Raw genomic sequence first — 23,062 nt, 5'->3', positions numbered from 1 at the left:
GAGGCCTTCGAGCATGGAGCACTGCCTTGCTGACGAGGCCGTGGCCGCTACATGCCATCATATGAGGAGGCCCACGGGGGAGATGGAAGGCGCTTGAGCGCATGCCGGGCCGGTGGGAAGCGATAGCAACCTGGGGAGAAAGTCTGATGTCCGAGCCTTTGATCGTCCGTCGCGAGGCCCATGTCTCGGCGCCGCCTGCAGCCATATTTGCCTTGCTGACCGATCCCGAAAAGATCCTGCGCTGGATGGGGACGGAAGCCCGGACGGAGCCGGAGCCTGGCGGCATCTATCTCGTCAACGTCACTGGCGCCCGTGCCGCGCGCGGCACTTTCCGCGAAGTCGTGCCGGTTCATCGCCTCGCCTATAGCTTCGGCTGGGAAGGCAGCGAGGAGGTGCCTCCCGGATCGAGCCTTGTGGAGATCGACCTGATAGAGCAGCCGGACGGGACGCTGGTGCGCCTCACCCATACCGGCCTGCCGACCGTGGAGCAATGCGAAGCGCACGCAAAAGGTTGGGCGCATTATCTCGACCGCATGGCCGCAGTGGCCGCCGGACGCGATCCCGGTCCGGACCCCATGCGCGGCCACGACGGCAGAAGCTGATGACGTTTTAAGGGCGGCGTCATCGGGCTCGGTGCTCAGATATCCGCGATATCGCCGACCGGTGACAGCAGTTTCCTATGTTATTTTGCTTTCAATTGCCGTTGGCGTGGCCACACCGGCACGGATGACAGCCGGCAAGCGCCATGGCATGATCGCGGCATGGATTTGCCCGCCCCCCTTGCCTGGCTGGTTGATGAAGCCGGCACCTCGCCCAGCCCCGAACGCTTCCTGGCCGATCTGGGCGGACACCTGTCGGCTGCCGGCCTCCCGCTTGCCGGCAGTGCCCTGACGCTTGCCGCACCGCATCCGATCATCACGCAACATACATGGCTCTGGCGTGCCGAAACCGGTGCAGTAACCGAAGCTCTCGGCTTTGCCGGCACGGCGCTCGGACAGGCCGGCCGCGATTGGCTCGGCGATCTCGGCCCGATTTGCGAGGAAACGATCGGGATTGCGCCCGGCAATTCGGTGCTGGCCTGGGCCGGCACCCGGCCCTTCACCACCTTCGAAGCGGAAAACCTGCGCGAGATCGCCCGCTTTGCCGCAGCCCCCTTGGCAGGATTGGCCGCCCGCGCCACCCTATCGACCCTGCTCGAAGCCTATCTTGGCCGCAGAAGTGCGGCGCGCGTGCAGGCCGGCGCGCTCAGCCGCAATGGCGGCGAGACCATCCGCGCAGCCCTGCTCTGCGCCGATCTCCGGGATTTCACCGCCCTTTCCGAAGCGTCGGAACCGACCGTCATGATCGCAGCGCTCGATGCTTGGTTCGACCGCGTCGCGGGCGCCGTGCATGCCTTCGGCGGCGAAGTGCTGAAATTCATGGGCGACGGCGTACTGGCAATCTTCCCGGTCATTGGAACACCGAAGGAAGCCTGCGAAGCCGCCTTGCGCGCCGCCACTGCCATCCGCGCCGGCATGGCACATCTCGACGCGACGCGGGCAAGTCAGGGTCTGCCGTCGCTCCCCTTTGGCGTCGCGCTGCATTTCGGCGACATGCTCTGGGGCAACATCGGAGCTGCCGACCGGCTGGACTTCACCGCGATCGGCCCCGCCGTCAACCTCGTCAGCCGGCTGGAGGGCCTTTGTAAGTCGCTCGGACATAATATCCTCGTCTCGGGGTCGGTTGCGGCGGAGACCAAAATGCCGCTGATGTCATTGGGAGATTATGAGCTGCGGGGGATTATGGAGCCTTGTGCGGTGTTTACACCGAGCTAGAGCTGGTATCTCGAACGCCCCGTACAGGAGGGATACGTTCTCAGCCTCGCAATGGTAGTGACTTTACAAACCCGCAACGGCGATCTGCATTTAAGGAATAGGAAGCACCCTTATTATATGATTTGAAAATAGTAGATTCGCCGGACAATCGAACCTATGGCCTTTCAACATATTGATTTCTCTTTCATTACGGCTTCCAGCTAAAACACCTCTTGCCTTTTTTCACAAACCCTGTCACCCATATACATGCTCGGGCATTTGCATGCCGGTGACTGGACTGATTTGGTGATCCGCTTGCGGCAGGCAGCGGTTGGGTCTTCTGACCCGCGCAGACGTTCTTTCCCCGTACGTGACTTCTCGACTGGCTTTCGCATGGCGCGGAGGCAAAGCCGTCCGGGTTTCCCCGGATTAATTAAGACTGATGGGTAAAGGACTATCCCCCATGGCCACCAAGGGCACCGTAAAATTCTTCAACCAGGACAAGGGTTTTGGTTTCATCACTCCTGACGGCGGCGCAAAGGACGTTTTCGTCCACATCTCCGCTCTTCAGGCTTCCGGCATCCAGTCGCTGCGCGAAGGCCAGCAGGTCACCTTCGACACCGAGCCGGATCGCATGGGCAAGGGCCCGAAGGCTGTCAACATCCAGGCTAACTAAGCCTCGGGTGACTGCCTGAACAAGGTTTCGGACGGCGCGGTGAAAATCGCGCCGTTTTTCGTTTGTGAGGATCGCGTGCTCTTCCCAAAGCAGGCTATGCCCTTACCGCAAGTCCGTTGCCTGCCCCGGAGCATCCCAACATTCCGTCATCCTCGGGCTCGACCCGAGGATGACGGGTGTGAGGTGTGAGCGAAAGCTGCGCTCGAAGGACGAAAGCAGTGGGGATCAGTATCCCCTCAAGCGCTGACCCGCTCCGATTCCGCGCTGAGATCCACCGCTGCGAAAGCGGCCGCAATCACCTCCGGCCCCGCCCCCGGCTTATTGGCGTCGGTCGAGAGGATCTGGCGGTAGCGGCGCGAGCCCGGCAAGCCGGTGAAGAGGCCGACCATGTGGCGCGCGACATGCTGCAGGCGGCCGCCACTGGCGATGTGGCGTTCCGCATAATCCATCATCCGGTCGCACAGTCCGTTCCAGTCAGTTTCGGCAGCCGGTTCGCCAAAGAAGCGATGGTCGACGTCAGCGAGAATGGCGGCATTCTGATAGGCGGCGCGGCCGAGCATGACGCCGTCGACATGGGCCAAATGCGCTTCGGCTTGATCCAGCGTCTGAATGCCGCCATTGATGCCGATGAACACATCGGGCCAACGGCTCTTCATGCGGTAGACGATATCGTAGTCCAGCGGCGGTATTTCGCGATTTTCCTTTGGCGACAGGCCCTTTAGCCAAGCCTTGCGCGCATGAATCCAGATCGCATCGGCGCCGGTATCGAGCACGCGCGTCATCAGTTCCGGCAAGGCCTCTTCCGGCTCCTGCTCATCGACGCCGATGCGGCATTTCACCGTGACGGGTGCCTTCGAGACCGCCTTCATCGCCGCAATGCAGGATGCGACCGTCTCCGGCGTCAGCATCAGGCAGGCGCCGAAGGTGCCGGACTGCACGCGATCGGACGGACAGCCGACATTGAGATTGATCTCGTCATAATGATACACCTCGGCAATCCGCAAAGCCTCGGCAAGCTTGGCCGGATCGGAACCGCCGAGCTGCAGCGCGACAGGATGTTCGGCGGCATCATGCCCGAGCAACCGGTCTCGCGGCCCGTGAATGATCGCATCGGCCACCACCATCTCGGTATAGAGAAGCGCATGCCGGCTGATCTGCCGGTGCAGATATCTGCAATGCCGATCCGTCCAGTCGATCATGGGGGCGACCGCAAAGATCTTGCGGCCAGTTTTCAGTGCGTCGCTATACATGGAAAACCTTTCTGATCCGCGCTCTACACCAAATCCCTCAAAAACGCCAGTTTTCGCGGCTGTAACAATAATGCTAGCTTGCCCGAAAGAGTCGGACGGCAGCAGCCCTCTGAAAAAGATGAGAGTTTCGAAAGCGCATATGAACGCCCCACTAACGACAGTCATTCCGCCACCCGCCCCTGTCCTTCTGCCGATCGAAGGTGAGACCGAGTTTTTCCCCGTGCGTCGCGTCTATTGTGTTGGCCGCAACTATGCCGACCACGCCATCGAGATGGGTCATGACCCTACCCGCGAACCGCCTTTCTTCTTCCAGAAGAACCCGGACAATCTGCTTGTCTCGAGCGATTTCCCCTATCCCGCCCTGTCATCGGACGTGCACCACGAAGTGGAACTTGTCGTGGCGTTGCGCGGCGGTGGCGCGGACATCCCGGTCGAACAGGCACTGGATTGCGTCTATGGCTATGGCGTCGGCATCGATTTCACCCGCCGCGACCTGCAGGGTGAGGCCAAGAAACTCGGCCGCCCCTGGGAAATCGGCAAGGCCTTCGATCATTCGGCTCCGGTTTCCGCATTGGCTCCGGCCACCCGCGTCGGCCATCCCGACAAGGGCGGCATCTGGCTGATGCGCAATGGCGAGGCCGCACAAAGAGGCGACCTTTCGCAGATGATTTGGAAAGTGCCTGAGATCATCGCCGAGCTTTCCAAGCTCTTCACGCTGGCACCAGGCGATATCATCATGACCGGTACGCCGGCCGGCGTCGGCCCTGTCGCGCGCGGTGACCGGATCAGCTGCGCCGTCGATGGCGTCGCAAACCTGGTACTGAACGTCGTCTGATCGAGGAGGATCGACCATGCCGCTCTACGCCCTCGCCGGCCTCACACCGAAAACGCCCGGTCCGGACCGATACTGGGTCGCACCAGACGCAAGCGTGATCGGCAAGGTCGAGGCCGGTGAGGATGTCGGCATCTGGTTTGGCTCGGTCCTGCGCGGCGACAATGAACTGATCGCCATAGGCAAGGCGACGAATATTCAGGAAGGCACGATGATCCACACCGATCCGGCCTTTCCGGTTTCGATCGGGGAAGGCTGCACCATCGGCCATCATGCCATCATTCACGGCTGCACCATCGGCAACAATTCGCTGATCGGCATGGGCGCAACCATTCTGAACGGCGCGAAGATCGGCAATAATTGCCTCGTCGGCGCCAATGCGCTCGTCACCGAAGGCAAGGAATTTCCGGATGGTTCCCTGATCGTCGGCGCACCGGCAAGAGCCATCCGCACCTTGGACGAAGCTGCGATCGAAGGCCTGCGCCGCTCAGCTCACCATTATGTCGCCAACTGGCAGCGCTTCGCGCGTGATCTTAAAAGACTAGATTAGAGTTTTCTTATAAATAATTGAAAGAACACAGATGCGGTGCGGCCGTGGCTCAAGCCGCGCAATTGGCGCAATGACCGCGAATTTCGATGGTCGACTTTTCCGCCTTGAATTTCTGCGATTTCAGCCAGTTCATCAGCCGATGGTCCACCTCGTGATCGTGGAACTCAATCACCTGGCCGCAGCTTTCGCAGATCGCGAAGGCGACGAGGCCGTGGCTATGGCAATCCTCATGCGGATGGGCGCAGGCGACGAAGGAGTTGATGCTCTCGAGCCGATGCACGACGCCATATTCCAGCAGCTTGTCGAGCGCCCGATAAACCTGCAGCGGCGCGCGAAAACCCTGGTCGCGCAGCTTGTCCAGGATGGTATAGGCGCTGAGCGGCGCCTCCGCCTTGGTCAGAATATCGAAAACGAGGGACTGGTTCTTGGTGAGCATCGGAGTGGTCATGATGACTGTCCTCTCTATTGCGCCGCTGGCGTGCCGCTCCTGCGAACGAGGGGCAGCAGACTGAAGATAAATAGAACGAGCGCCGCAACCACGATCGACGGGCCGGACGGCGTGTCATAGCGCAGCGACCCGAAAAGCCCGCCGACAACGGCGATGGCGCCGAGCAATGAGGCGAAAACCGCCATCGTTTCCGGAGTCGCGGCAAAACGGCGCGCCGTGGCCGCGGGAATAATCAGCAGCGCAGTGATAAGCAGGATACCGACGATCTTCATGGCGATTGCGATCACCACAGCCATCAGCAGCATGAAGAGCAGCCGAGCGCGCTCCGGTCGCAGACCTTCCGCCTCGGCAAGCTCGGGATTGACTGTCGAGGCCAAAAGCGGCCGCCAGAGCCAGGCAATCGCCGCAAGAACGAGGATGCCGCCGCCCCAGATCACCGCGATATCGGACCGGCTGACGGCCAGAATGTCGCCGAAGAGGAAGGCGATGAGATCGATCCGCACCCAACTCATGAAGGCGACGATGACAAGGCCGATGGCCAGTGTCGCATGCGAGAGAATGCCGAGCAGCGCATCCGCCGAGAGCGCCTGCCGCCGCTGCAGGAACAGCAGTAGGATCGAGACGAGAGCTGCAACCGCGAAGACGGAGAGCGTCAGATTGAGCTGAAAAAGTAGCGAGAGGGCGACGCCGAGCAGGGCGGAATGCGAGATTGTATCGCCGAAATAGGCCATACGTCGCCAGACGATGAAGCAGCCGAGCGGTCCGGTCGTCAGCGCCAGCCCGACGCCGGCAACGACGGCGCGCAGGAAGAAATCGTCAAACATGACGCTCTCCCTCGGCATGGTCATGATGATGATCATCGTGATCGCTATGCTCATGACGGTGATGGCCATCATCGGCATGGCAATGGTCCGTAATCGAACCGTCCGCATGCTGCACACGACCATCCGGCAGATGCGTATGGTCGTGATGGTGGCTGTAGATCGCCAGGGATTGTGCCGCCCGCGTACCGAACAGCTTCACATATTCCGGGCTCTGGCTGACGGTCTGCGGCGTACCGCGGCAGCAGACATGGCCGTTCAGGCAAACCACCGTATCCGTCGCCGCCATCACGACATGCAGATCATGCGAAATCAGCAGAATACCGCAGCCTTGCGAATTGCGGATCGATTTGATGAGATCGTAAAGCGCGATCTCACCGTTGAAATCCACGCCCTGCACGGGCTCGTCCAGCACAAGCAGATCGGGCTTGCGGGCGATGGCGCGCGCCAACAGCGCCCGCTGGAATTCCCCGCCGGAAAGATGCTGCACCTCGGCCTTGGCAAGATGCGCGATGCCGACAGCTTCCAGCGCCGCGATCAGCTCACGCTCCGGCAAAGATCCCGTCAGCGTCATCAACCGCTGCACGCTGAGCGGCAAGGTCCAATCGATGGCAAGCTTCTGCGGGACATAGCCGACCTTCAGATTGGCAATGCGCTCCACACGCCCTTCGTCCGGCTTCAGCACGCCGATCGCCGTCTTGGCGCTGGTCGATTTGCCGGAACCGTTGGGGCCGATCAGGGTAACGATCTCGCCCCGGCTCACGGAAAAATCGACGCCGCGCACCAGCCAGCGGCCGCCGCGGCGGACGCCGACATCATGGAGCGACACCAGCGGCCGGCTCTTGCTGTCGAGGGAAGAAAGCATGAAATTTCCAATTGCACTATTGCGCCATGCTATCGCACACGTTATAGCATAACGCAATTGATGTAATAACATAACAGACCCATTCAAGGGCATTTCTGGCATGAACGCAGCAAAAACTCTTCTTCCCGTCGCGGCCTCCCTTCTCCTTTCCGGCCTGCTCGTCAGCACGACCGCAACTGCAGCCGATGCGCCGAAAGTCGTCGTTTCCATAAAGCCGATCCACTCGCTGGTCGCAGCCATCATGCAAGGCGTCGGCACGCCGGATCTGATCGTCGATGGTGCTGCTTCGCCGCATACCTACGCGTTCAAGCCTTCGAATGCGCGCAGCCTTCAGGAGGCGAAATTGGTCTTCTGGGTTGGGCCGGGCATGGAAGCCTTTCTGCAAAAGCCACTTGCCGCACTCGGTACCAACGCCACCGTCGTTGAGCTCGACGATGCGCCCGGTATAACCAAACTCAAGTTCCGCGAAGGCGGCGCTTTCGAACCGCATGACGACGGCGATGAACACGAAGCCAGCGATGATCATGCACATGATCACGACCACGATCATGGCGAGTTCGACACTCACCTTTGGCTCGATCCGCACAATGCCAAGGCGATGGTCGCTGAAATCACGACGTCGTTGGTCGCGGCCGATCCCGCCAACGCCCTCACCTATGAGGCAAATCAGAAGACCTTGGACGACAAGCTCGATGCGCTTGATGCGGAAATTGCTTCCACGCTCGCTCCGGTAAAAGACAAGCCCTTCATCGTCTTCCATGACGCCTACCAATATTTCGAGCATCGCTATGGCGTGCGTATCTCCGGCTCCATCACCGTCAGCCCGGAAACCATCCCGGGTGCGCAGCGCGTCGCCGAAATTCACAGCAAGGTCACCGATCTCGGCGCGACCTGCGTCTTCGCCGAGCCGCAATTCGAACCGAAGCTGGTCAATGTGGTGCTGGAAGGCACAGCGGCAAAATCTGGTGTACTGGATCCGGAAGCCGCAACGCTGCCGCAAGGCCCGGATCTCTATTTCGACCTGATGCGCGGCATCACAAGCTCCCTGAAAACCTGCCTTTCAGCACAAGGCTGAACATCGCCGAAGGAAGCGAGCACACGGCTCGCTTTTTCATCACAGTAAATGTAATGATATTACATTACAGAAGAGGTTGTCATGAACAAGAAGCTCCCGGTTACCGTCCTCTCCGGTTTTCTCGGCGCTGGCAAGACGACGCTGCTCAACCATATTCTCAACAACCGCGGGGGCCTGCGCGTTGCCGTCATCGTCAACGACATGAGCGAGGTGAATATCGATGCGACGCTGGTGCGCGATGGCGGCGCCAATCTCTCCCGCACGGAGGAACAGCTCGTCGAGATGACCAATGGCTGCATCTGTTGCACGCTGCGCGACGACTTGCTCAAAGAAGTCCGCCAGCTCGCAGAGCAGGACTGCTTCGATTATCTGCTGATCGAATCCACAGGCATTGCCGAGCCCCTCCCCGTTGCCACTACCTTTGAGTTCCGCGACGAGGATGGCAGCAGTCTTTCCGACGTTGCCCAGCTCGATACGATGGTGACGGTCGTCGATGCGGCCAATCTTCTTGCCGACTATGGATCGACGGATTTCCTGGCCGATCGCGGCGAAACCGCCGGTGACGGCGACAACCGGACCATCGTCGATCTCTTGGTCGAGCAGATCGAATTTGCCGATGTCGTCATTCTCAACAAGGTCGGTTCGGCAACGACTGAACAACGCGACGCCGCCCGCAAGATCATCGTCGGTCTCAACCCCGATGCACGTCTCATCGAGGCGGATTTCGGTGCAGTCGAACCGGCGGAGGTTCTCGGCACCGGACGCTTCGATATCGATCGCGCCGAAACGCATCCGCTCTGGTACAAGGAATTGCATGGTTTCAAGGATCATGTTCCTGAAACGGAAGAATATGGCATCCGCTCCTTCGTCTACCGGGCGAAGAAACCATTCGATCCCACGAAATTCCAAGCCTTTCTCAATCGTACGTGGCCGGGCGTTGTCAGAGCTAAGGGCTTCTTCTGGCTGGCGACGCGGCCCTACTATGTCGGCGAGATGAGCCAGGCTGGCGCGCTCGTTCGCACGAGCAAGATGGGTCTCTGGTGGGCTGCCGTGCCTGAGGATCAATGGCCGCGCGATCCCGGCTTCCAGCGGGCGCTGGCACCCTATCTCGATCCGATCTGGGGGGACCGCCGCCAGGAGCTGGTGTTCATCGGCGCCGACCCTATGAGCGAAAAACAGATCACCACCGAACTGGATGCCTGCCTCGTCAAGGCGGACCGCTTCACGCCCGAGCGTTGGCGCAATCTGCCCGATCCCTTTGCGAGCTGGAACAGGTTACCGGCATGAAACAGCCGAAAGTGATCCGGTTCCGCTGCCACTGCTTCGAATGCAGCGGCGATAACGAAAAGGCGAGCGATCAATCGAGGTCCGATACGGTCGAAGCGGATCGAGACAGCACTAAATCAAGCAAAGACAATCTTCGCCTGATACCGGACGTGATTGGAAAACTGTTGTTTGGGGCCTGAACGCGAGTTCAGGCCACCAGCATGCCTGCAGGAACGGCGATGATCTCGTGCATGACGAGCAATGCGCCGATCACTTCCGCCTTGGCGCGCAACGGCGTCATGGTGCAGTGAAATACCTTGCCGGGTTCGATCTGGCGATAGGAGGGATAAAGGCACTCCACCTTCTCCCCGGTAAAGCAGGCATCAAGCTTCGCCTTGAGGCTGCTTTCGAAATCTTCCGTGCCGATGAATTCCGAGATATGGCGTCCCATGAGTTCCATCGGCTTCGACTTCAGAAACTCCGAATTGGCGGCGTTGCTGTAGAGATACCGATAGTCCCGCGTCACGACGGCAACACGATCCGGCAGGCTGTCCAGAATGACATCGTTGAGAACGCTGCTTTCTTCGAAGCCGAACGCATCGTCCCGATCGATTTTCTCGCTTGAAAACGCCCGAAGAACTTCGCCTGCTGCTTCGCTTGCACCGCCGAAATAGCGATCGATCAACACCGACAGCGATGCGGAATTGCGCATGACGCGCGAGCGATCGTCCGATTCTTCTCGGATGAGATTGTTCATGAACTGGAGCTGCATGTAAATTTCAAGCAGACTCGTGGCCTTATAGGCCAGGATAGCCGCGATAAGTGGCTCCAATTCGCGATCGAGTGACGCTACAAGCTCATCATCGCCAAGTTTTATCGCACGCTGAATCTGGTTACATTTCGTGGAGAAGGCATGAAAGAGTGCCAGCAAAATTGCCCTCCTGTCCCCGCACACAGCAGGACGCAGGGGCCTCGTTTCCCGGCGTTACCATGCCCAAGGATATTCAGCTTGGTGTCCGCATTCTCACCAAACTTTCTACATTGTGAATTAACATGACTTATCCCTACTTTCAATCCGGATGAGCGGAAGTTCTCGGGAAAGGAGAACTTTCTGAAATGCAAGGCTTACCGGGCGTAATGACTGCATGAAGACCGGACGCAAATATACAATGCAAAACTGTCGCTAGCGGGCCGGAATGGATGCCTAGAAAACGCTCTTCTTGATATTCCAGCGATCATGATACCAGAGCCATTGCTCAGGGTTTTCCCGCACCCAGCTCTCAACCTTGTCGTTCAGCATCTGCGCTGTTGCGGTCAGATCGAGACCGCCGGCTTCGTTGCGCGGCATCTCGAGCTTCGGCTCGATCTCCAGCCGGTAGCGATTATCGGGCAGGCGGATGCAGCGGGCCGGATAGACTTCACAATTGAACTGGCGCACCAGCTTTGGCAGCAGTGGATTCGTCTTTACGTCCCTGCCGAAGAACAACGTTTTCAAACCCTTGCGGAACTTCTGATCGACCAGCACGCCGACGCCGCGACCCGCTTCCAGCTCCCGCGCAAGGCTGAACGAGGAGCCGGCATGGGAGGGTACGAGGTTGCCCATACGTTTAGCCCGGAAGTCGAAAACCTTCCGAGCGACATAGGGATTGTTCGGCGGCCGGAAGAGTACGGTCACGGTCAGGCCAAAGGCCGCCCCCGCGACCGGCAGCAACTCAAAATTGCCGGTATGGCCGGTAAAGACGACAAACGGCCGCGGGTTGTCTCGGAGGTCGAGAAAGATCGGAATACCTGAAACTTCGATGCGGCCGGGCGTATCGCTATGGGGATCGAAGTCGAAAAGCCGGTCGAGGAAGACGTATTCGGCTGCCAGGCGGCCCATATTCCCCCAGCTTGCGCGCGCGATCTCCTCGATTTCGGTCTCGCTCTTTTCCGGAAAGGCATTGCGCAGATTGGTCAGCATCAGCTGATGCCGGCGCATGCGTGGACCGATCTTGCGCGTCAGCCGGTCGGCGAAATTGATGCCTGCATCCGCAGGAAACAGCTTCAGGAAATTGAGGAATCCGAAAATGACCTGCGCCACCAGCCACTGCCGGAAATTTCTGAGCGCAAGGACGATCCGGGTGATGAAGAGCTTCACGCCGCTCAGTCCATCTTCAGGATGATCTTGCCGAAGATCTGGCGCGATTCCATCCGCTCCAGCGCTCTGTCGATGTCATTGAAGCCGACTTCGGTATCGATCACGGGATGAACGAGACCGCGTGCCATCTTCTGCATCGCATTGGCCATGTTCTCCATGCGGCAGCCGAAGGAGCCAAGCAGCTTCAGCTGCTGCTGGAACAGCATCATCAGGTTCATTTCGGTCGAAACGCCCGAGGTTGAGCCGCAGGTGACGAGACGTCCGCCGCGCTTCATGCAGAGCATAGAGCCGGCCCAGGTGTCCTTGCCGACATGTTCGAAGACCACGTCGACACCCTTTTTCTTCGTCAGCTTGCGTACAACGCCCTCGAAGCGGTCGGTGCGATAATTGATGACGTGATCGGCGCCGAGCGCTTTGGCCTTCTCGATCTTGTCATCGGAACCGACCGTCGTGATGACCGTGCAGCCGATCTTCTTGGCAAGCTGTATGGCCGCCGTGCCGATGCCCGAGCCGCCGGCATGCACCAAGATCGTTTCGCCCGGTTCCAGCTTGGCATTGTCGAACAGCATGTGCTCGACAGTACCGAAAGTCACCGGAGCAAGCGCTGCGCCCACCGCATCAACGCCAGGAGGCGCCGGAACGAGCAGACGAGCCGGAAGATTGACCTTCTCCTGCGCGAAACCATCGAGATGGAAACCATGCACGCCGCCGACATGTTCGCACAGATTGTCGCGTCCTTCGCGGCAATGGCGGCAAAGACCGCAGGTACGCGCGCCATAGATCGATACGAGCTGACCCGGCAATACATTGGCAACGCCCGGCCCGATCGCCTCAACCACGCCGGCAGCCTCCGCACCGATGACCAGCGGCATCTTGCGCTTGGCAAAGGCCATGCCGCGCCAGCCCCACACATCGATATGATTGAGGGCGACGGCCTTGACGCGCAAGGTCACCTCACCCGCGCCCGGCGCCTCCGGCTCCGGCAGATCGGTGATCTCAAGTTTGCGGTCGTCGATCAGTTGCAAAGCACGCATGGCAAAGTCCCTCGCCTCTCGGGCGCAGTTGTATCCTGTTTTTCAGAAGTCCGATTAAGCCGGTTCAAGCGCCATGACAAGGCTGGCATTCTGACCGCCGAACCCGAAAGAGTTCGAAAGAACGGCGCTCACCTGCTTTTCACGCTTCTTGTTCGGCACCACGTCGAGGATGATCGACGGATCGGGATTGTTGTAGTTGATGGTCGGCGGCAGCGTGCCAGTCAGCATGGTCTGCAGCGAGAACACCGCCTCGACCGCACCCGCAGCCGTCAGCGTATGGCCGATCATCGACTTGTTCGAGGAAACCGGAATGGTCGGAAGCCGCTCGCCGAAGACGGCCGACATGGCTCCATATTCCATCTTGTCATTCTCCGGCGTCGAGGTGCCGTGAGCGTTGATATAGCCGATATCGGTCTCTGCCATGCCGGCATCGGCAAGCGCTGCGCGAATCGTCGCGATCGCCGGGCCGCCATCCGGCGAGGACCGCGTGCGATGGAAGGAATCGGCCTTGTCGCCGGCACCCTTCATGATGCCGAGGATCTTGGCGCCACGCGCAACCGCCGCCTCAAGCGATTCCAGCACCAGCGTCGCCGCCCCTTCGGCAATGACGAAGCCGTCACGATCTTTGCTGAACGGCTTGGACGCTTTCGTCGGCGGATCGTTCTGTGTCGACAGCGCCGACAACAGCGAGAAGCGGATCAGCGCTTCGGCGCTGAGCGAACCGTCAGTCGCAACAGTCAGTGCTCGCGTGGTGCGTCCCTGTCGGATCGCCTCGATGCCGAGTTGAATGGCCGTCACACCTGATGCACAGGCGGTCGAGAGCGTTACCGGCAACCCGCGCGTGCCAAAACGGTCGGCAAGGCGCTCGGAAATGGCGCCGAAAAGAGCCGCTTCATGGAAGGCCGGATCCGGGCGCTGGCGCATGGCGGCGAGGAAGCGTTCATAGGCATCGCCCTCGTGATCTGCCGGAGGAGAGCGGTCGGCCAGTTCGAAGCGGGCGCTCCATTCGGGTTCGATCGGCGGCGCAGCCAGGAACAGTGGCGCGTCGAAATCGCCAGAAATCCCGGCTTGAGCCAGAGCTTCAATGGTTGTTTCGCGGGCGAAAGCATAGGAGCGCTCGACGGCGTTCGGAGCGGGAATATCGATGAAATCCACGGTGCCGGCGATGCGCGTCGAAAGGCCGTCCGTCGGGAAGCGGGTAATGCCGTGAATGCCGGAAATGCCAGACGACAATGCATTCCAATTGTCCTGCAGGCCCTGCCCCAGCGACGTGATGATCCCCATGCCGGTAACGGCAACGATCGGGCGTCCGAGATGATCCTTGTAAGCGGTCATATCCTGTTCCTCACGCTTCAGCTGACAATACGGCAATGCCTTCGCCTCGCACATGGCCGACGGTCGTGACCACGGCCTTGCGGGCACCCGCCGTCATCGGCTTTTCATGCGCAGCATCGAATGGCGGCACCTTGGCCTGGTTGGCGACGGCCAATGCCGCAAAGGCGAGTCCGAGCGGGAATTGGCTTTCGAGCCCGTGGCCAGAAACGCCGGAATAGGCGCGAATGGCCGAGCCCGGCAGCTGCGCATCGAGTACCGCTTTTTCGCGCTGGGCGAGATCGGGGATCGCCGTCGTGCCGGAAAAGACGACGGTCGCATCGCCGGGTGTCTGCTTGGCTGGCGCGAGCATGCGCTCCAGCCGTGTCTCGAATTTGCCCTCGTCGCGCCGGCCGCGATCACCCTCGACGGCATCGATGGTCGCATAGATATGGGCGCCGCGACCCTCGGCATGCGCACGCGATTCAAGAACAAGGAAGGCACTGAGCGATCCCATGATCATACCGCCGCCATCTTCCGGCTTGCGCGACCAGATGGGATGCCAGTCACCCGTGGCATGCGCGTTGATCGATTCGATCAGCAGGATCATGTCGAGCCGTTCCGCTGAAAATGCGCCGCCCACCAGAGCATGGCTCGATTCGCCCGATTTGATGCGATGAAAAGCGGTCTCCACTGCCGAAATGCCGGAAGCCTCCTCACCCATGAATGTACGCGACGAACCCGTAACCTTGTGCACGATCGAGATATTGCCGGCGAGCAGGTTCGAAAGCTGCGCGAGGAACAGCGTCGGCCGCAATTCGGTCGTCAGCTTCTCATTCAGCAGCAGTTCACGATCGTTGCGCTTCAGTCCTTCGTTGACGATCAGCGTATCAACATTGGTATCGCGTTCGCCGCCGCCCGCAGCGACGATCATGTCCATGGTGCCGCAGGCTTCGAGATCGTCCTTGAAGCCGGCATCGTCGAGCGCCAGGCCGGCGGTGAACACGCCGATGCGCTGCCAGTTTTCCATCTGGCGCTGATCACCGCGTTTCGGGATTTGCTGCGACCAGTCGATGTCAGGCAGCGGATGCACGGGATAGGGCTTGAACTTCTCGGTTTCGACGATGACCGGCGGCGCCTTGTCCGCGGTCAGCAAGGCCACATGCGCATCCTTGCCCACACCCTGGCAGGTAACGATGCCGATACCCGTGATCACCACATCATTCTGAGCCTTGCTCATTCATCAATCCTCTTCGAATGCGGCGCCGAACAAGCCGGCAGCATCAACCGTTGGCGGCGATGGCGTCGAGAAGCCCGACCTCGCCTGCCCGCTTGCGCACGATATCGCCGAGCGGCACCTCATTAAACGGCATGGTGCGCAGCTTCAACTGCGCATCGCAAACCTTCTTTCCGGCAATGGTAATGCGCGCCTTGGTGACGGCGAAGCCCGAACCCTCGTGTTCCAGATCCGCTTCGATATCGAGTTCGGCTTCCGGCTCGACGAACGTTCGCATCTTCGCGCCATCGACCGACATCAGGAACGGCATATAGGCAAAATTCGTCGCAGCAAGCACCAGCATGCCCGAGGCCTGCGCCATCGTTTCGATAAGAAGAACGCCGGGCACCAGCGGCATGCCCGGGAAATGACCTTCGAAAACAGGGCTTTTCGCCGGAACGACGGAATGAGCCTTCAACTGGCCCTTGGACAGATCGACAGACTCGACCCTGTCGATCATCTGGAAATATTCCAGCAGCATCAACGCCTCCGATCCAACCCGGCAATGCAGGACGCGCCGGGCGGGATACGCTATTTAAGAATGAAACCGCCCGGCCGCCATACTCAAAGGCGGCTGGGCGTCAAAAAATGCAAGGATGTCGCTCAGCCCTTGGCGGCGCGCAATTCATCGATCTTTGCACAGAGATTCTTCAGCACGAAGTACTCTTCGGTCGAGACCTTGCCTTCGTTGACTTCCTGCGTCCACTGCTCGAGCGGGATCTTGATGCCGAATTCCTTGTCGATCGCGAAAACGATATCCAGGAAGTCCAGGCTGTCGATGCCGAGGTCGTCGATCGTGTGGCTATCCGGGGTGATGGTGTCACGGTCGATTTCGCTGGTTTCAGCGATGATGTCGGCAACTTTGTCAAATGTAGCAGTCACTGCCCATACCTCTTGAAACAATAATTCATCCCCCTCATAGGGAAATCCATTCCAAAAGCCAATGGTTTCCACCAGAAACCCCGGCAATTTGGCAAGACACTGTTGCGCAAACAGCAAAATGGCTGCCGCGTCATACCTGTGAAATCACGCGCGACATGAACGCGAGATGCGGCAGCATTGCGGCCAAACCGCGATGACAAAGCGCTTGTCGGCGAAAGATCACTCGCTGATCACGATGCGGGTGTTGGGAAGCCCGGCATCCGATGTCATCGCAAAGAAAGTGGCGGCATTGCGGGTATCGAGCCGCACGCAGCCATGGGATGCCGGCCGGCCGAGCCGCCGTACTTCATAGGTGCCGTGAATGGCATAGCCGCCGTTGAAGAATACGGCGTAAGGCATCGGCGCATCGTCATATTTCTTCGAGCGGTGATCCCTGGACAGCCATTTGGCCGTGTAGGAGCCGGTCGGCGTCACATACCCCCTGCGCGCCGTCGACACTCGCCAGCGATACTTCAGAGCTCCATCCTCCGAAACGGTCATTGTTTGCGATCGAAGATCGACCACTGCAAGAACAGTCCCGGCATGGGCCGAAACGGTGTGGAATTGCATGCACAGGCATGCCGTTACTGCAAACGCGATACGCCTCATCTTGCCCCTCCGACTGTTTGCTTCCTTATGAAGCAATTCAGACGATGGGAGAGTCTATCGCTATGCTGATTATACCAAATTAATACATATAGTGAGCGATTGCTTAATTTAGGGGCGCTCACAAGAGCAGCAGGAAACCCAGGAAAGCGAGAAGCGTCAGCATCGTGCAGGCGGAATAGAATATGGAAATGCCGGCTTCGATGTCGTTGACCGTAGCAGTGTCGCGGCCGGAGCCGTTGATCATCGGCTCGCGCACGAGCTCACCGCCATAGATTCGTGGACCTGCGAGCTGGATGTCGAGCGCGCCGGCCATAGCCGCCTCGGGCCGGCCGGAGTTGGGCGAACGGTGCAGCCCGCCATCGCGGACGGCGATGCGGATCGCATTTCCAAGCGCGGAGATTCCGCGCTTCACCAGAGCACCGGCAGCAATCAACAGGATGGACAGGCGCGCGGCCGGCCAGTTGGCGATATCGTCGAGGCGCGCCGCAGCGCGGCCGAAATCGACGTAGGCTTCGGATTTGTGGCCGATCATCGAATCGGCAGTGTTGAGCATCTTGTAGAAGAAGAGGCCCGGCAAGCCGAAAACGCCGTACCACAGCGCCGGTGCGACGACACCGTCGGAAAAATTCTCGGCAAGGCTTTCGATGGCCGCACGGCAGATACCCGGCTCATCCAGCGTCTCGGGATCCCGGCCGACGATGCGCGACACGGCGAGACGCCCACCTTCCAGACCGTCGGCACGCAATGCCCGGGAAACTTGCTCGACATGATCGGCCAGGCTCTTCTGCGCCATGAAAACCGCCACAAGCCCCGCCTCGACCAAGATGCCGAGCCAGCCGAAGAAGGCGAGAAATCCGTGAATGGCCCAGCCGGCGATCACGGCTCCCATGAGCAGCGCGACGATCGACATCAGTCCGTTGCGGCGGCGAAGAACACCCGGCAAGTGTTTTGCGTTGAAACGGCGATCAAAGGATGAAATCGCCTTGCCGAACAGTACGACCGGATGCGGAAAGCGCTGCCAAAGCCAATCGGGATCACCGACAAAGCGGTCAAGCAGTAAGGCAAGGACCAGAATGAGCAAATGTTCGTCGGCGGTCATGTCGAATAGTCCTCTAGTGCCCCGGCGAGTCTTTGATCGGCTTCCTCATCCGGAGCAAGCCCGAAGCGCAGCCAATTGCGTGCATAATCGAACTTGCGGACGAGAATATGATGACGGCAGAGATGCGTATATATGCCCTCGGCGCGGTCGTCTGCAACCAGTGCAAACAAGGCCGTGCCTCCCGCTACATGCAGCTTCGAACGTCGCAGAACCGCTTCCAGCGCCGAATGCCGCTGAAGAATGCGGTTTCGGATGACGCTCGTATCGCTTTCCATCAGGGAGGCAGCAATCGAAAGGGCCGGTCCGGAAACCGCCCAGGGACCTAGCCAATCCTCGAAACGGGTTAGGATCGCGGTCTCGGCAATCACGAACCCGAGCCGAAGGCCGGCTAGGCCGAAAAACTTTCCGAAAGAACGGAAGATGATAAGATTCGGTATCGAGGCGGCAAAAGGCGCCACGCTCGCCGCCGGCTCCATATCGCCGAAGGCCTCGTCGACAAGAAGGATCCCGCCTTGGCTCCGTAGCCTGTCGTGCAAATCCCGCAACTGCTCGATGGGCAACTTCCGCCCGTCGGGATTGTTGGGATTGACGGCAACGACCAGCCTGTCGTCGGCGGTGAGTTCGGCAATCGTCGAAACCTGGCGGACCTGCAGACCCGCCAGCGCAAAAGCCCTTGCATATTCGCCATAGGTCGGTGAGAGGATCGCGACGCTGCCGCCGGTCACAAGCCTTGGAAGCAGTTGAATGACGGACTGGGTGCCCGGAACCGGCAAGGGCAGAATATTGCCGCTGCGATAATAGACCCTTGCCGCTTCCCGCGCCCGCTCCTGCAAATGCTGGTCAGGCAACCGGTGCCATGCCGCAACGGGGATTTCCGGCAATGTCACCGGATTGGGATTGATGCCGGTCGACAGATCCAGCCATTCCTCCGGACGCCCGCCATATTGGCGTGCCGCAGCCGTGATGCCGCCTCCATGGATGATCCTGCTGGTCATGCGGCGTCACCGGCGAGATCGATCAAATGCATGTAGGAGCCGGCAACATTGCCACGCTGCAAGCCGGCAGCACCGAGATCGTTGTTGAGCGCATCCTTCACCGCAAACAGACGGTCCGCCTCACCCTCCGATACGATGGTCGAATAATGAAACTCATGCGCCGTCATCGGCTTGTCGAAGAAGGAGCCGGCAAGCGGCACCACACGCCGATAGCCAAGATGGCGCTGTCGTTTCTCGTAACTGGTAACGACGGGCAAGAGGCCCAGCATTTCATGGCGCGCACCTGCCGCATCGACAAGCCCCTCGCCGAGCACCATATAGCCGCCGCACTCGCCATAGATGCGCACCCCGCGCGCCGCAGCCGCCTTCGCGGCAGCCCTGAATTGCGACGCGGCGGCAAGTTTATGGGCGTGCAATTCCGGATAGCCGCCCGGCAGATAGACGGCATCGGCATCGGCCGAAGGGGCTTCGTCCGCGAGCGGAGAAAAGAAGGATATTTCAGCGCCACGACGCTTCCAGCCAAGCAGCATGTGTTCGTAGCAGAAGGCGAAGGCGACATCCCGCGCCACGGCAATGCGCTGGCCGAACGGCATAAGCCGCGCGATATTGGCCGCTGACGTGCGAACGAGATGCTGGTGTGCTGCGCGCAAGAGCAGATCGAAATCGCAGGCTTTCGATACGACCTCGGCAGCCGCCTCGATAAACTGCTCCAGTGCACCATGCTCCCCCGCCTGCACAAGACCGAGATGCCTCTCCGGCAATGCCAAGCTGGCATCACTGCGGATAACCGCAACAACAGGCATGCGCACGGCGTCCAACGCCTGGCGCAGCATTCTCTCATGCCTGTCGCTGGCAACACGATTGAGAACGACACCGGCAATCCGGATATCGGCTCGAAAATTGGCAAAGCCGCTGACGATGGCTGCAACCGACTGTGACATGCGCGAGCAATCGACGACGAGCACGACGGAAAGGCCGAGCAAGGCGGCGAGATCGGCGGGCGTGCCCGTGCCATCGACAGCACCGTCGAAGAGCCCCATCATCCCTTCGATCACGAGCATCCGGCCGCCGGCGCGATGAAGTGCAGCATTCGCGGAAATGAGTTCGGCGCGCATGGCCCAGGGATCGAAATTGAGGCAGGGTGATCCGACCGCCGCGGCGTGAAATGCGGGATCGATATAATCCGGCCCGGCCTTGCCGGATGCGACCGCAACGTTCCTGTTTCGCAGTGCCCGCAGCAGACCGAGTGTAAATGTGGTCTTGCCGGAGCCTGATGAAGGTGCCGCGATCAGAAGGCCGCTCATGCCGACACCTTGCGTCCGCTTTCCCCCGGGCTTTCAGTCGCCGGCAGCAATATGCGGCCGGAAAGCGCGCCCAGCCAATCGAGCGACGGCCGCAATTTCACCACCTCGCCGACGACGACGATAGCCGGCGGCTCGAGACCGGAAGCTTCGACATCAACAGGCGCGCGCCCGAGCGTCGTCTCCAAAACTTGTTGAGAGGATGTCGCCGCATTGCAGACGAAGGCGACGGGTTCGTCCGCCGAACGGCCGGCGGCAATGAGATTGGCGCTGATCTGGGCGATGTGCTTCATCGCCATATACATGACGATGACGGGCGATCCCCTGCCGATGGCCTCCCAATTGATGGCATCTGGCACAACACCGGACCAATCATGGCCGGTGAGGAAGGTGACGGCGTGATTGACGTCGCGATGGGTGACGGGAATGCCGGCATAGGCCAAACCGCCGATCCCAGCCGTAATGCCGGGCACGATACGGAAGGGAATGCCGTGCTGGACAAGCGTCAGCGCTTCCTCGCCGCCGCGCCCGAAAACAAAGGGATCGCCCCCTTTCAAACGCAGAACGCGCTTACCGGCCCGCGCCAGTTCGACGAGGCGCAGCGAGATGTCCCGTTGCTTGGCGGAAGGCTTGCCGCCACGCTTGCCGGCATATTCCAGCACCGCGCCCGATCGGGCGAGTTTGAGGCAATCTTCATTGACGAGCGCATCATGCACGATGATGTCAGCCTCGGCCAATCCCTTGGCAGCCAGCAGGGTCAAAAGCCCCGGATCGCCCGGCCCGGCACCGACGAGCCAGACGGACCCCGGCTCCAGGGCCGGCAGATTGGAAAAGGCGGTATCGTTCATCCCATGTGTCCTATGCCCGGATGGGCGAAATTGCAATGTTGAGAACGGGATAAGGCGATCTCCGTTCGACATCGCTCCCATTGCGGACATTACGTCACGCATCTCCCCGACATGAGCGACAGTACGCTATGAGCTTTTCCCACGGCGACAGGACACGAAAAACACGTCGATCGATCACACAGCGTCCCGGACTCGATATATCCGGACACCCAAATAGGCTCTTGATAAGTTTTGGAGAATGGCCTTCAGCGAATTGTGAAGGGGCGCGCAACCGCCCCTTCACGGGGCTCAGTGCTTCACCTTGCCCAGAATGACGTCGCGGATCAGGTCGAGAACCTGCTGCGAGCGAATGCCAGTGCAGGCGATCTGGCTCGGCAGATTGTCCCAATCGCCCGGCGGAAAGCGGCGGCCATCCTGTTTGATAATAGTCTGACCATCGGCGATCCCGCCGCATACCACGCGGATCGACCCCTCGATCGTGTCGAACAGCTCGGGCGCCACGACATAGACGCAAGCGCAGCTGTCGTGGACCATCATGCCGTCTTCGACCGCATGCTTGTAGAAATCGATGTAGGACTGCGACAGATCGGCCAGCAGCTGCACCGAAGGTCCGCCCGCTTTCGCCATATCAGCGAGATAGCCGCGGCTCATGGTCGTCACTGAGGTCACGTCGAGACCGACCACGACGACTTTCCAGGCCGCCGTCATGATGAAATCGGCAGCTTCCGGATCACCGTGAATATTGGCTTCAGCGACGGGAGAAACATTGCCCGGCACATAGAAATTGCCCCCCATGATGACCACGCCCTTCACGAGCTTGGCAATCTCGGGATCATGCTTCAGCGCCAAAGCGAGATTGGTCATGCGGCCGACGGCGACTAGGGTCACCTCACCCGGATGGGCGCGAACCGTGTCGATGATGAATTGATAGGCCGGGCGCGGATCGGTCGGCAGATCGATCGTCTCAGGCACGTCGATGTCGCCGAGGCCATTATGGCCATGAACGACCGATGGCCACGGCCGTTCCGGCCGCGATGGATCGAAGGTAACGCTGGCGCCGCGCGCAACCGGGCACGGGATATTCCACTCGCGCTTCAGGAACAGTGCGTTGCGGGTTGTCGTATCAACCGAGGCATTGCCGAAAACCGTCGTCACGCCAAGAAGGTCGATATTCGGGTGACGATGCAGGAAGAGAAGCGCCATGGCGTCATCGACGCCCGGATCCGTATCATAAATGACCTTTTGCATGATTTTTCCTTATCAACATACTGAATAAGCTTGATCTTCCGGAAATTTCTTCCCGTCGCGGATCATGCTTGACCCATCGGCATACACGAGAACCGCCGGTGGCGGAATGCCATGACGATGTCCCTATGGAGCATTTGTGAGATTCGCGTGGCGAATTCGCTCTTCAAGCGATCCTAGCGATCGCTGCCGTGGCGAAGCTGGACTTGATCTTCGGCAGCACCAGCTCCGAATCCGGGCCGGCGGCCGCAAGCGCAGCAGCCTCGGCAACACCGTGGCAACCGGCATGGGCGAAGACAATGTCGGATGGGTTCTTCAGCCTCGGTGTCTCCCTCTCCAGCTCCGCTGCCTTGAAGAAGCGTGCCGGGAGGCGAAAATGCATGGCTGTCTCGAGGATGGCTGGTTCATCCATGCGCGTGTCGATTGATACAACGGCCAGAACCTGATCCCTCCCGATCCCGACCTCCTGGAATGCCCTTTCCGCAAGCATCCGCACCTCATTCCAGTCCGTGCCGCGCTCGCAACCAAGACCCAGAAGATAACGGTGGGTGGAATTGGCATATGTCGTCATAGTCTCTCCCAACAGCGTCGACCGATATGACAGCTGTAGCGGGCAGCTTTCGACACGTCAATTTCGCCTGGTGTGTCCTGATAGCAATTGCCTTGCGGCGGGCGAAGTGCCAGAAGGCCGCTGATTTCCCGCCTCCGAG

The 23,062-nt window shown here is 60.0% G+C and carries 26 protein-coding genes; 8 read left to right on the top strand and 18 right to left on the bottom strand.

Annotation, left to right across the window (positions count from 1 at the left end):
* Positions 1-146: 146 nt before the first annotated feature.
* The 3 genes from PH558_RS05215 to PH558_RS05205 all read left to right on the top strand — a co-directional run bounded on the left by PH558_RS05215 (position 147) and on the right by PH558_RS05205 (position 2,469).
* Positions 147-602 (top strand): SRPBCC family protein, encoded by a 456-nt coding sequence (locus tag PH558_RS05215; RefSeq protein ID WP_095435118.1) that lies wholly within the window; start codon positions 147-149, stop codon positions 600-602.
* 159 nt (positions 603-761) lie between these two features.
* A complete protein-coding gene (locus tag PH558_RS05210; RefSeq protein ID WP_285202522.1) occupies positions 762-1,814 on the top strand; it encodes an adenylate/guanylate cyclase domain-containing protein in 1,053 nt (350 codons plus the stop codon).
* A gap of 442 nt (positions 1,815-2,256) precedes the next feature.
* Positions 2,257-2,469 (top strand): cold-shock protein, encoded by a 213-nt coding sequence (locus PH558_RS05205; RefSeq protein WP_004109325.1) that lies wholly within the window; start codon positions 2,257-2,259, stop codon positions 2,467-2,469.
* 236 nt (positions 2,470-2,705) lie between these two features.
* Here PH558_RS05205 and dusA read toward each other — a convergent pair whose 3' ends face one another.
* Positions 2,706-3,719: a tRNA dihydrouridine(20/20a) synthase DusA gene (dusA, locus tag PH558_RS05200; RefSeq protein WP_285202521.1), complete on the bottom strand. Its 1,014-nt coding sequence runs from the start codon at positions 3,717-3,719 to the stop codon at positions 2,706-2,708.
* A 139-nt stretch (positions 3,720-3,858) separates the two neighbouring features.
* On the opposite strand from dusA, the gene PH558_RS05195 reads away from it, so the two are divergent.
* A complete protein-coding gene (locus tag PH558_RS05195; RefSeq protein ID WP_285202520.1) occupies positions 3,859-4,554 on the top strand; it encodes a fumarylacetoacetate hydrolase family protein in 696 nt (231 codons plus the stop codon).
* Positions 4,555-4,570: 16 nt separating this feature from the next.
* On the top strand, positions 4,571-5,101 hold the full coding sequence (locus PH558_RS05190; RefSeq protein WP_285202519.1) for a gamma carbonic anhydrase family protein: 531 nt from the start codon (positions 4,571-4,573) through the stop codon (positions 5,099-5,101).
* 49 nt (positions 5,102-5,150) lie between these two features.
* Here PH558_RS05190 and PH558_RS05185 read toward each other — a convergent pair whose 3' ends face one another.
* From PH558_RS05185 to PH558_RS05175, 3 genes are read right to left on the bottom strand one after another with little or no spacing between them, the layout of a single operon-like run.
* On the bottom strand, positions 5,151-5,549 hold the full coding sequence (locus PH558_RS05185) for a Fur family transcriptional regulator (protein WP_095435123.1): 399 nt from the start codon (positions 5,547-5,549) through the stop codon (positions 5,151-5,153).
* A gap of 14 nt (positions 5,550-5,563) precedes the next feature.
* Positions 5,564-6,373: a zinc ABC transporter permease subunit ZnuB gene (gene znuB, locus PH558_RS05180; protein ID WP_285202739.1), complete on the bottom strand. Its 810-nt coding sequence runs from the start codon at positions 6,371-6,373 to the stop codon at positions 5,564-5,566.
* Positions 6,366-7,235: an ATP-binding cassette domain-containing protein gene (locus tag PH558_RS05175; protein WP_162751426.1), complete on the bottom strand. Its 870-nt coding sequence runs from the start codon at positions 7,233-7,235 to the stop codon at positions 6,366-6,368. Before PH558_RS05175 ends, znuB begins: the two co-directional genes overlap by 8 nt.
* 100 nt (positions 7,236-7,335) lie before the next feature.
* Between PH558_RS05175 and znuA the strand changes: the two genes are divergently transcribed.
* The 3 genes from znuA (at position 7,336) to PH558_RS05160 (ending at position 9,776) form a co-directional block, all read left to right on the top strand.
* On the top strand, positions 7,336-8,310 hold the full coding sequence (znuA, locus tag PH558_RS05170) for a zinc ABC transporter substrate-binding protein ZnuA (protein WP_285202518.1): 975 nt from the start codon (positions 7,336-7,338) through the stop codon (positions 8,308-8,310).
* Between the two features lie 81 nt (positions 8,311-8,391).
* Positions 8,392-9,597, top strand: coding sequence for a GTP-binding protein (locus PH558_RS05165; protein WP_285202516.1), 1,206 nt, complete (start codon positions 8,392-8,394; stop codon positions 9,595-9,597).
* The gene (locus tag PH558_RS05160; RefSeq protein WP_095435128.1) at positions 9,594-9,776 is read left to right on the top strand and encodes a hypothetical protein; all 183 of its coding nucleotides are present in this window, start codon (positions 9,594-9,596) and stop codon (positions 9,774-9,776) included. Before PH558_RS05165 ends, PH558_RS05160 begins: the two co-directional genes overlap by 4 nt.
* 8 nt (positions 9,777-9,784) lie before the next feature.
* On the opposite strand, the gene PH558_RS05155 is transcribed toward PH558_RS05160, so the two are convergent.
* The 14 genes from PH558_RS05155 to PH558_RS05090 form a co-directional block, all read right to left on the bottom strand.
* The gene (locus PH558_RS05155; RefSeq protein WP_285202515.1) at positions 9,785-10,507 is read right to left on the bottom strand and encodes a PAS domain-containing protein; all 723 of its coding nucleotides are present in this window, start codon (positions 10,505-10,507) and stop codon (positions 9,785-9,787) included.
* 273 nt (positions 10,508-10,780) lie between these two features.
* Positions 10,781-11,713 carry a lipid A biosynthesis lauroyl acyltransferase gene (locus PH558_RS05150; protein WP_285202514.1) on the bottom strand — a complete coding sequence of 311 codons (933 nt, stop codon included), beginning with the start codon at positions 11,711-11,713 and terminating at the stop codon, positions 10,781-10,783.
* A gap of 5 nt (positions 11,714-11,718) precedes the next feature.
* Entirely contained in the window at positions 11,719-12,747 is a 1,029-nt protein-coding gene (locus PH558_RS05145; protein ID WP_095435131.1) for a zinc-binding dehydrogenase, read from the bottom strand.
* A gap of 54 nt (positions 12,748-12,801) precedes the next feature.
* Positions 12,802-14,082: a beta-ketoacyl-ACP synthase gene (locus tag PH558_RS05140; RefSeq protein WP_095435132.1), complete on the bottom strand. Its 1,281-nt coding sequence runs from the start codon at positions 14,080-14,082 to the stop codon at positions 12,802-12,804.
* 10 nt (positions 14,083-14,092) lie between these two features.
* Positions 14,093-15,298 carry a beta-ketoacyl-ACP synthase gene (locus tag PH558_RS05135; RefSeq protein ID WP_095435133.1) on the bottom strand — a complete coding sequence of 402 codons (1,206 nt, stop codon included), beginning with the start codon at positions 15,296-15,298 and terminating at the stop codon, positions 14,093-14,095.
* A 43-nt stretch (positions 15,299-15,341) separates the two neighbouring features.
* Entirely contained in the window at positions 15,342-15,815 is a 474-nt protein-coding gene (locus PH558_RS05130) for a 3-hydroxyacyl-ACP dehydratase FabZ family protein (protein WP_095435134.1), read from the bottom strand.
* Between the two features lie 122 nt (positions 15,816-15,937).
* Positions 15,938-16,216, bottom strand: a complete 279-nt coding sequence (locus PH558_RS05125; RefSeq protein ID WP_069613139.1) for an acyl carrier protein — start codon at positions 16,214-16,216, stop codon at positions 15,938-15,940.
* 219 nt (positions 16,217-16,435) lie between these two features.
* Positions 16,436-16,864, bottom strand: a complete 429-nt coding sequence (locus PH558_RS05120) for a L,D-transpeptidase (RefSeq protein ID WP_285202512.1) — start codon at positions 16,862-16,864, stop codon at positions 16,436-16,438.
* Positions 16,865-16,982: 118 nt separating this feature from the next.
* Positions 16,983-17,963, bottom strand: coding sequence for an adenosylcobinamide-phosphate synthase CbiB (cbiB, locus tag PH558_RS05115; RefSeq protein ID WP_095435136.1), 981 nt, complete (start codon positions 17,961-17,963; stop codon positions 16,983-16,985).
* On the bottom strand, positions 17,960-18,958 hold the full coding sequence (gene cobD, locus PH558_RS05110) for a threonine-phosphate decarboxylase CobD (protein WP_113408062.1): 999 nt from the start codon (positions 18,956-18,958) through the stop codon (positions 17,960-17,962). The genes cbiB and cobD overlap by 4 nt, the downstream gene beginning before the upstream one ends.
* Positions 18,955-20,262, bottom strand: a complete 1,308-nt coding sequence (locus PH558_RS05105; protein ID WP_285202511.1) for a cobyrinic acid a,c-diamide synthase CobB — start codon at positions 20,260-20,262, stop codon at positions 18,955-18,957. The genes cobD and PH558_RS05105 overlap by 4 nt, the downstream gene beginning before the upstream one ends.
* Complete coding sequence (gene cobA / locus PH558_RS05100) at positions 20,259-21,107, bottom strand: uroporphyrinogen-III C-methyltransferase (protein WP_285202510.1); 849 nt, start codon at positions 21,105-21,107, stop codon at positions 20,259-20,261. The genes PH558_RS05105 and cobA overlap by 4 nt, the downstream gene beginning before the upstream one ends.
* Positions 21,108-21,395: 288 nt before the next feature.
* Positions 21,396-22,355, bottom strand: coding sequence for a nucleoside hydrolase (locus tag PH558_RS05095; RefSeq protein ID WP_285202509.1), 960 nt, complete (start codon positions 22,353-22,355; stop codon positions 21,396-21,398).
* A gap of 163 nt (positions 22,356-22,518) precedes the next feature.
* Entirely contained in the window at positions 22,519-22,923 is a 405-nt protein-coding gene (locus PH558_RS05090) for a cobalamin biosynthesis protein (RefSeq protein ID WP_095435141.1), read from the bottom strand.
* Between the last annotated feature and the right edge of the window lie 139 nt (positions 22,924-23,062).

The organism is Rhizobium pantanalense (assembly GCF_030182525.1).
GTDB lineage: Bacteria > Pseudomonadota > Alphaproteobacteria > Rhizobiales > Rhizobiaceae > Rhizobium.
The sequence above is the reverse complement of the archived record's forward strand: the minus strand, read 5'-3'. Positions and strand labels throughout refer to the sequence as shown.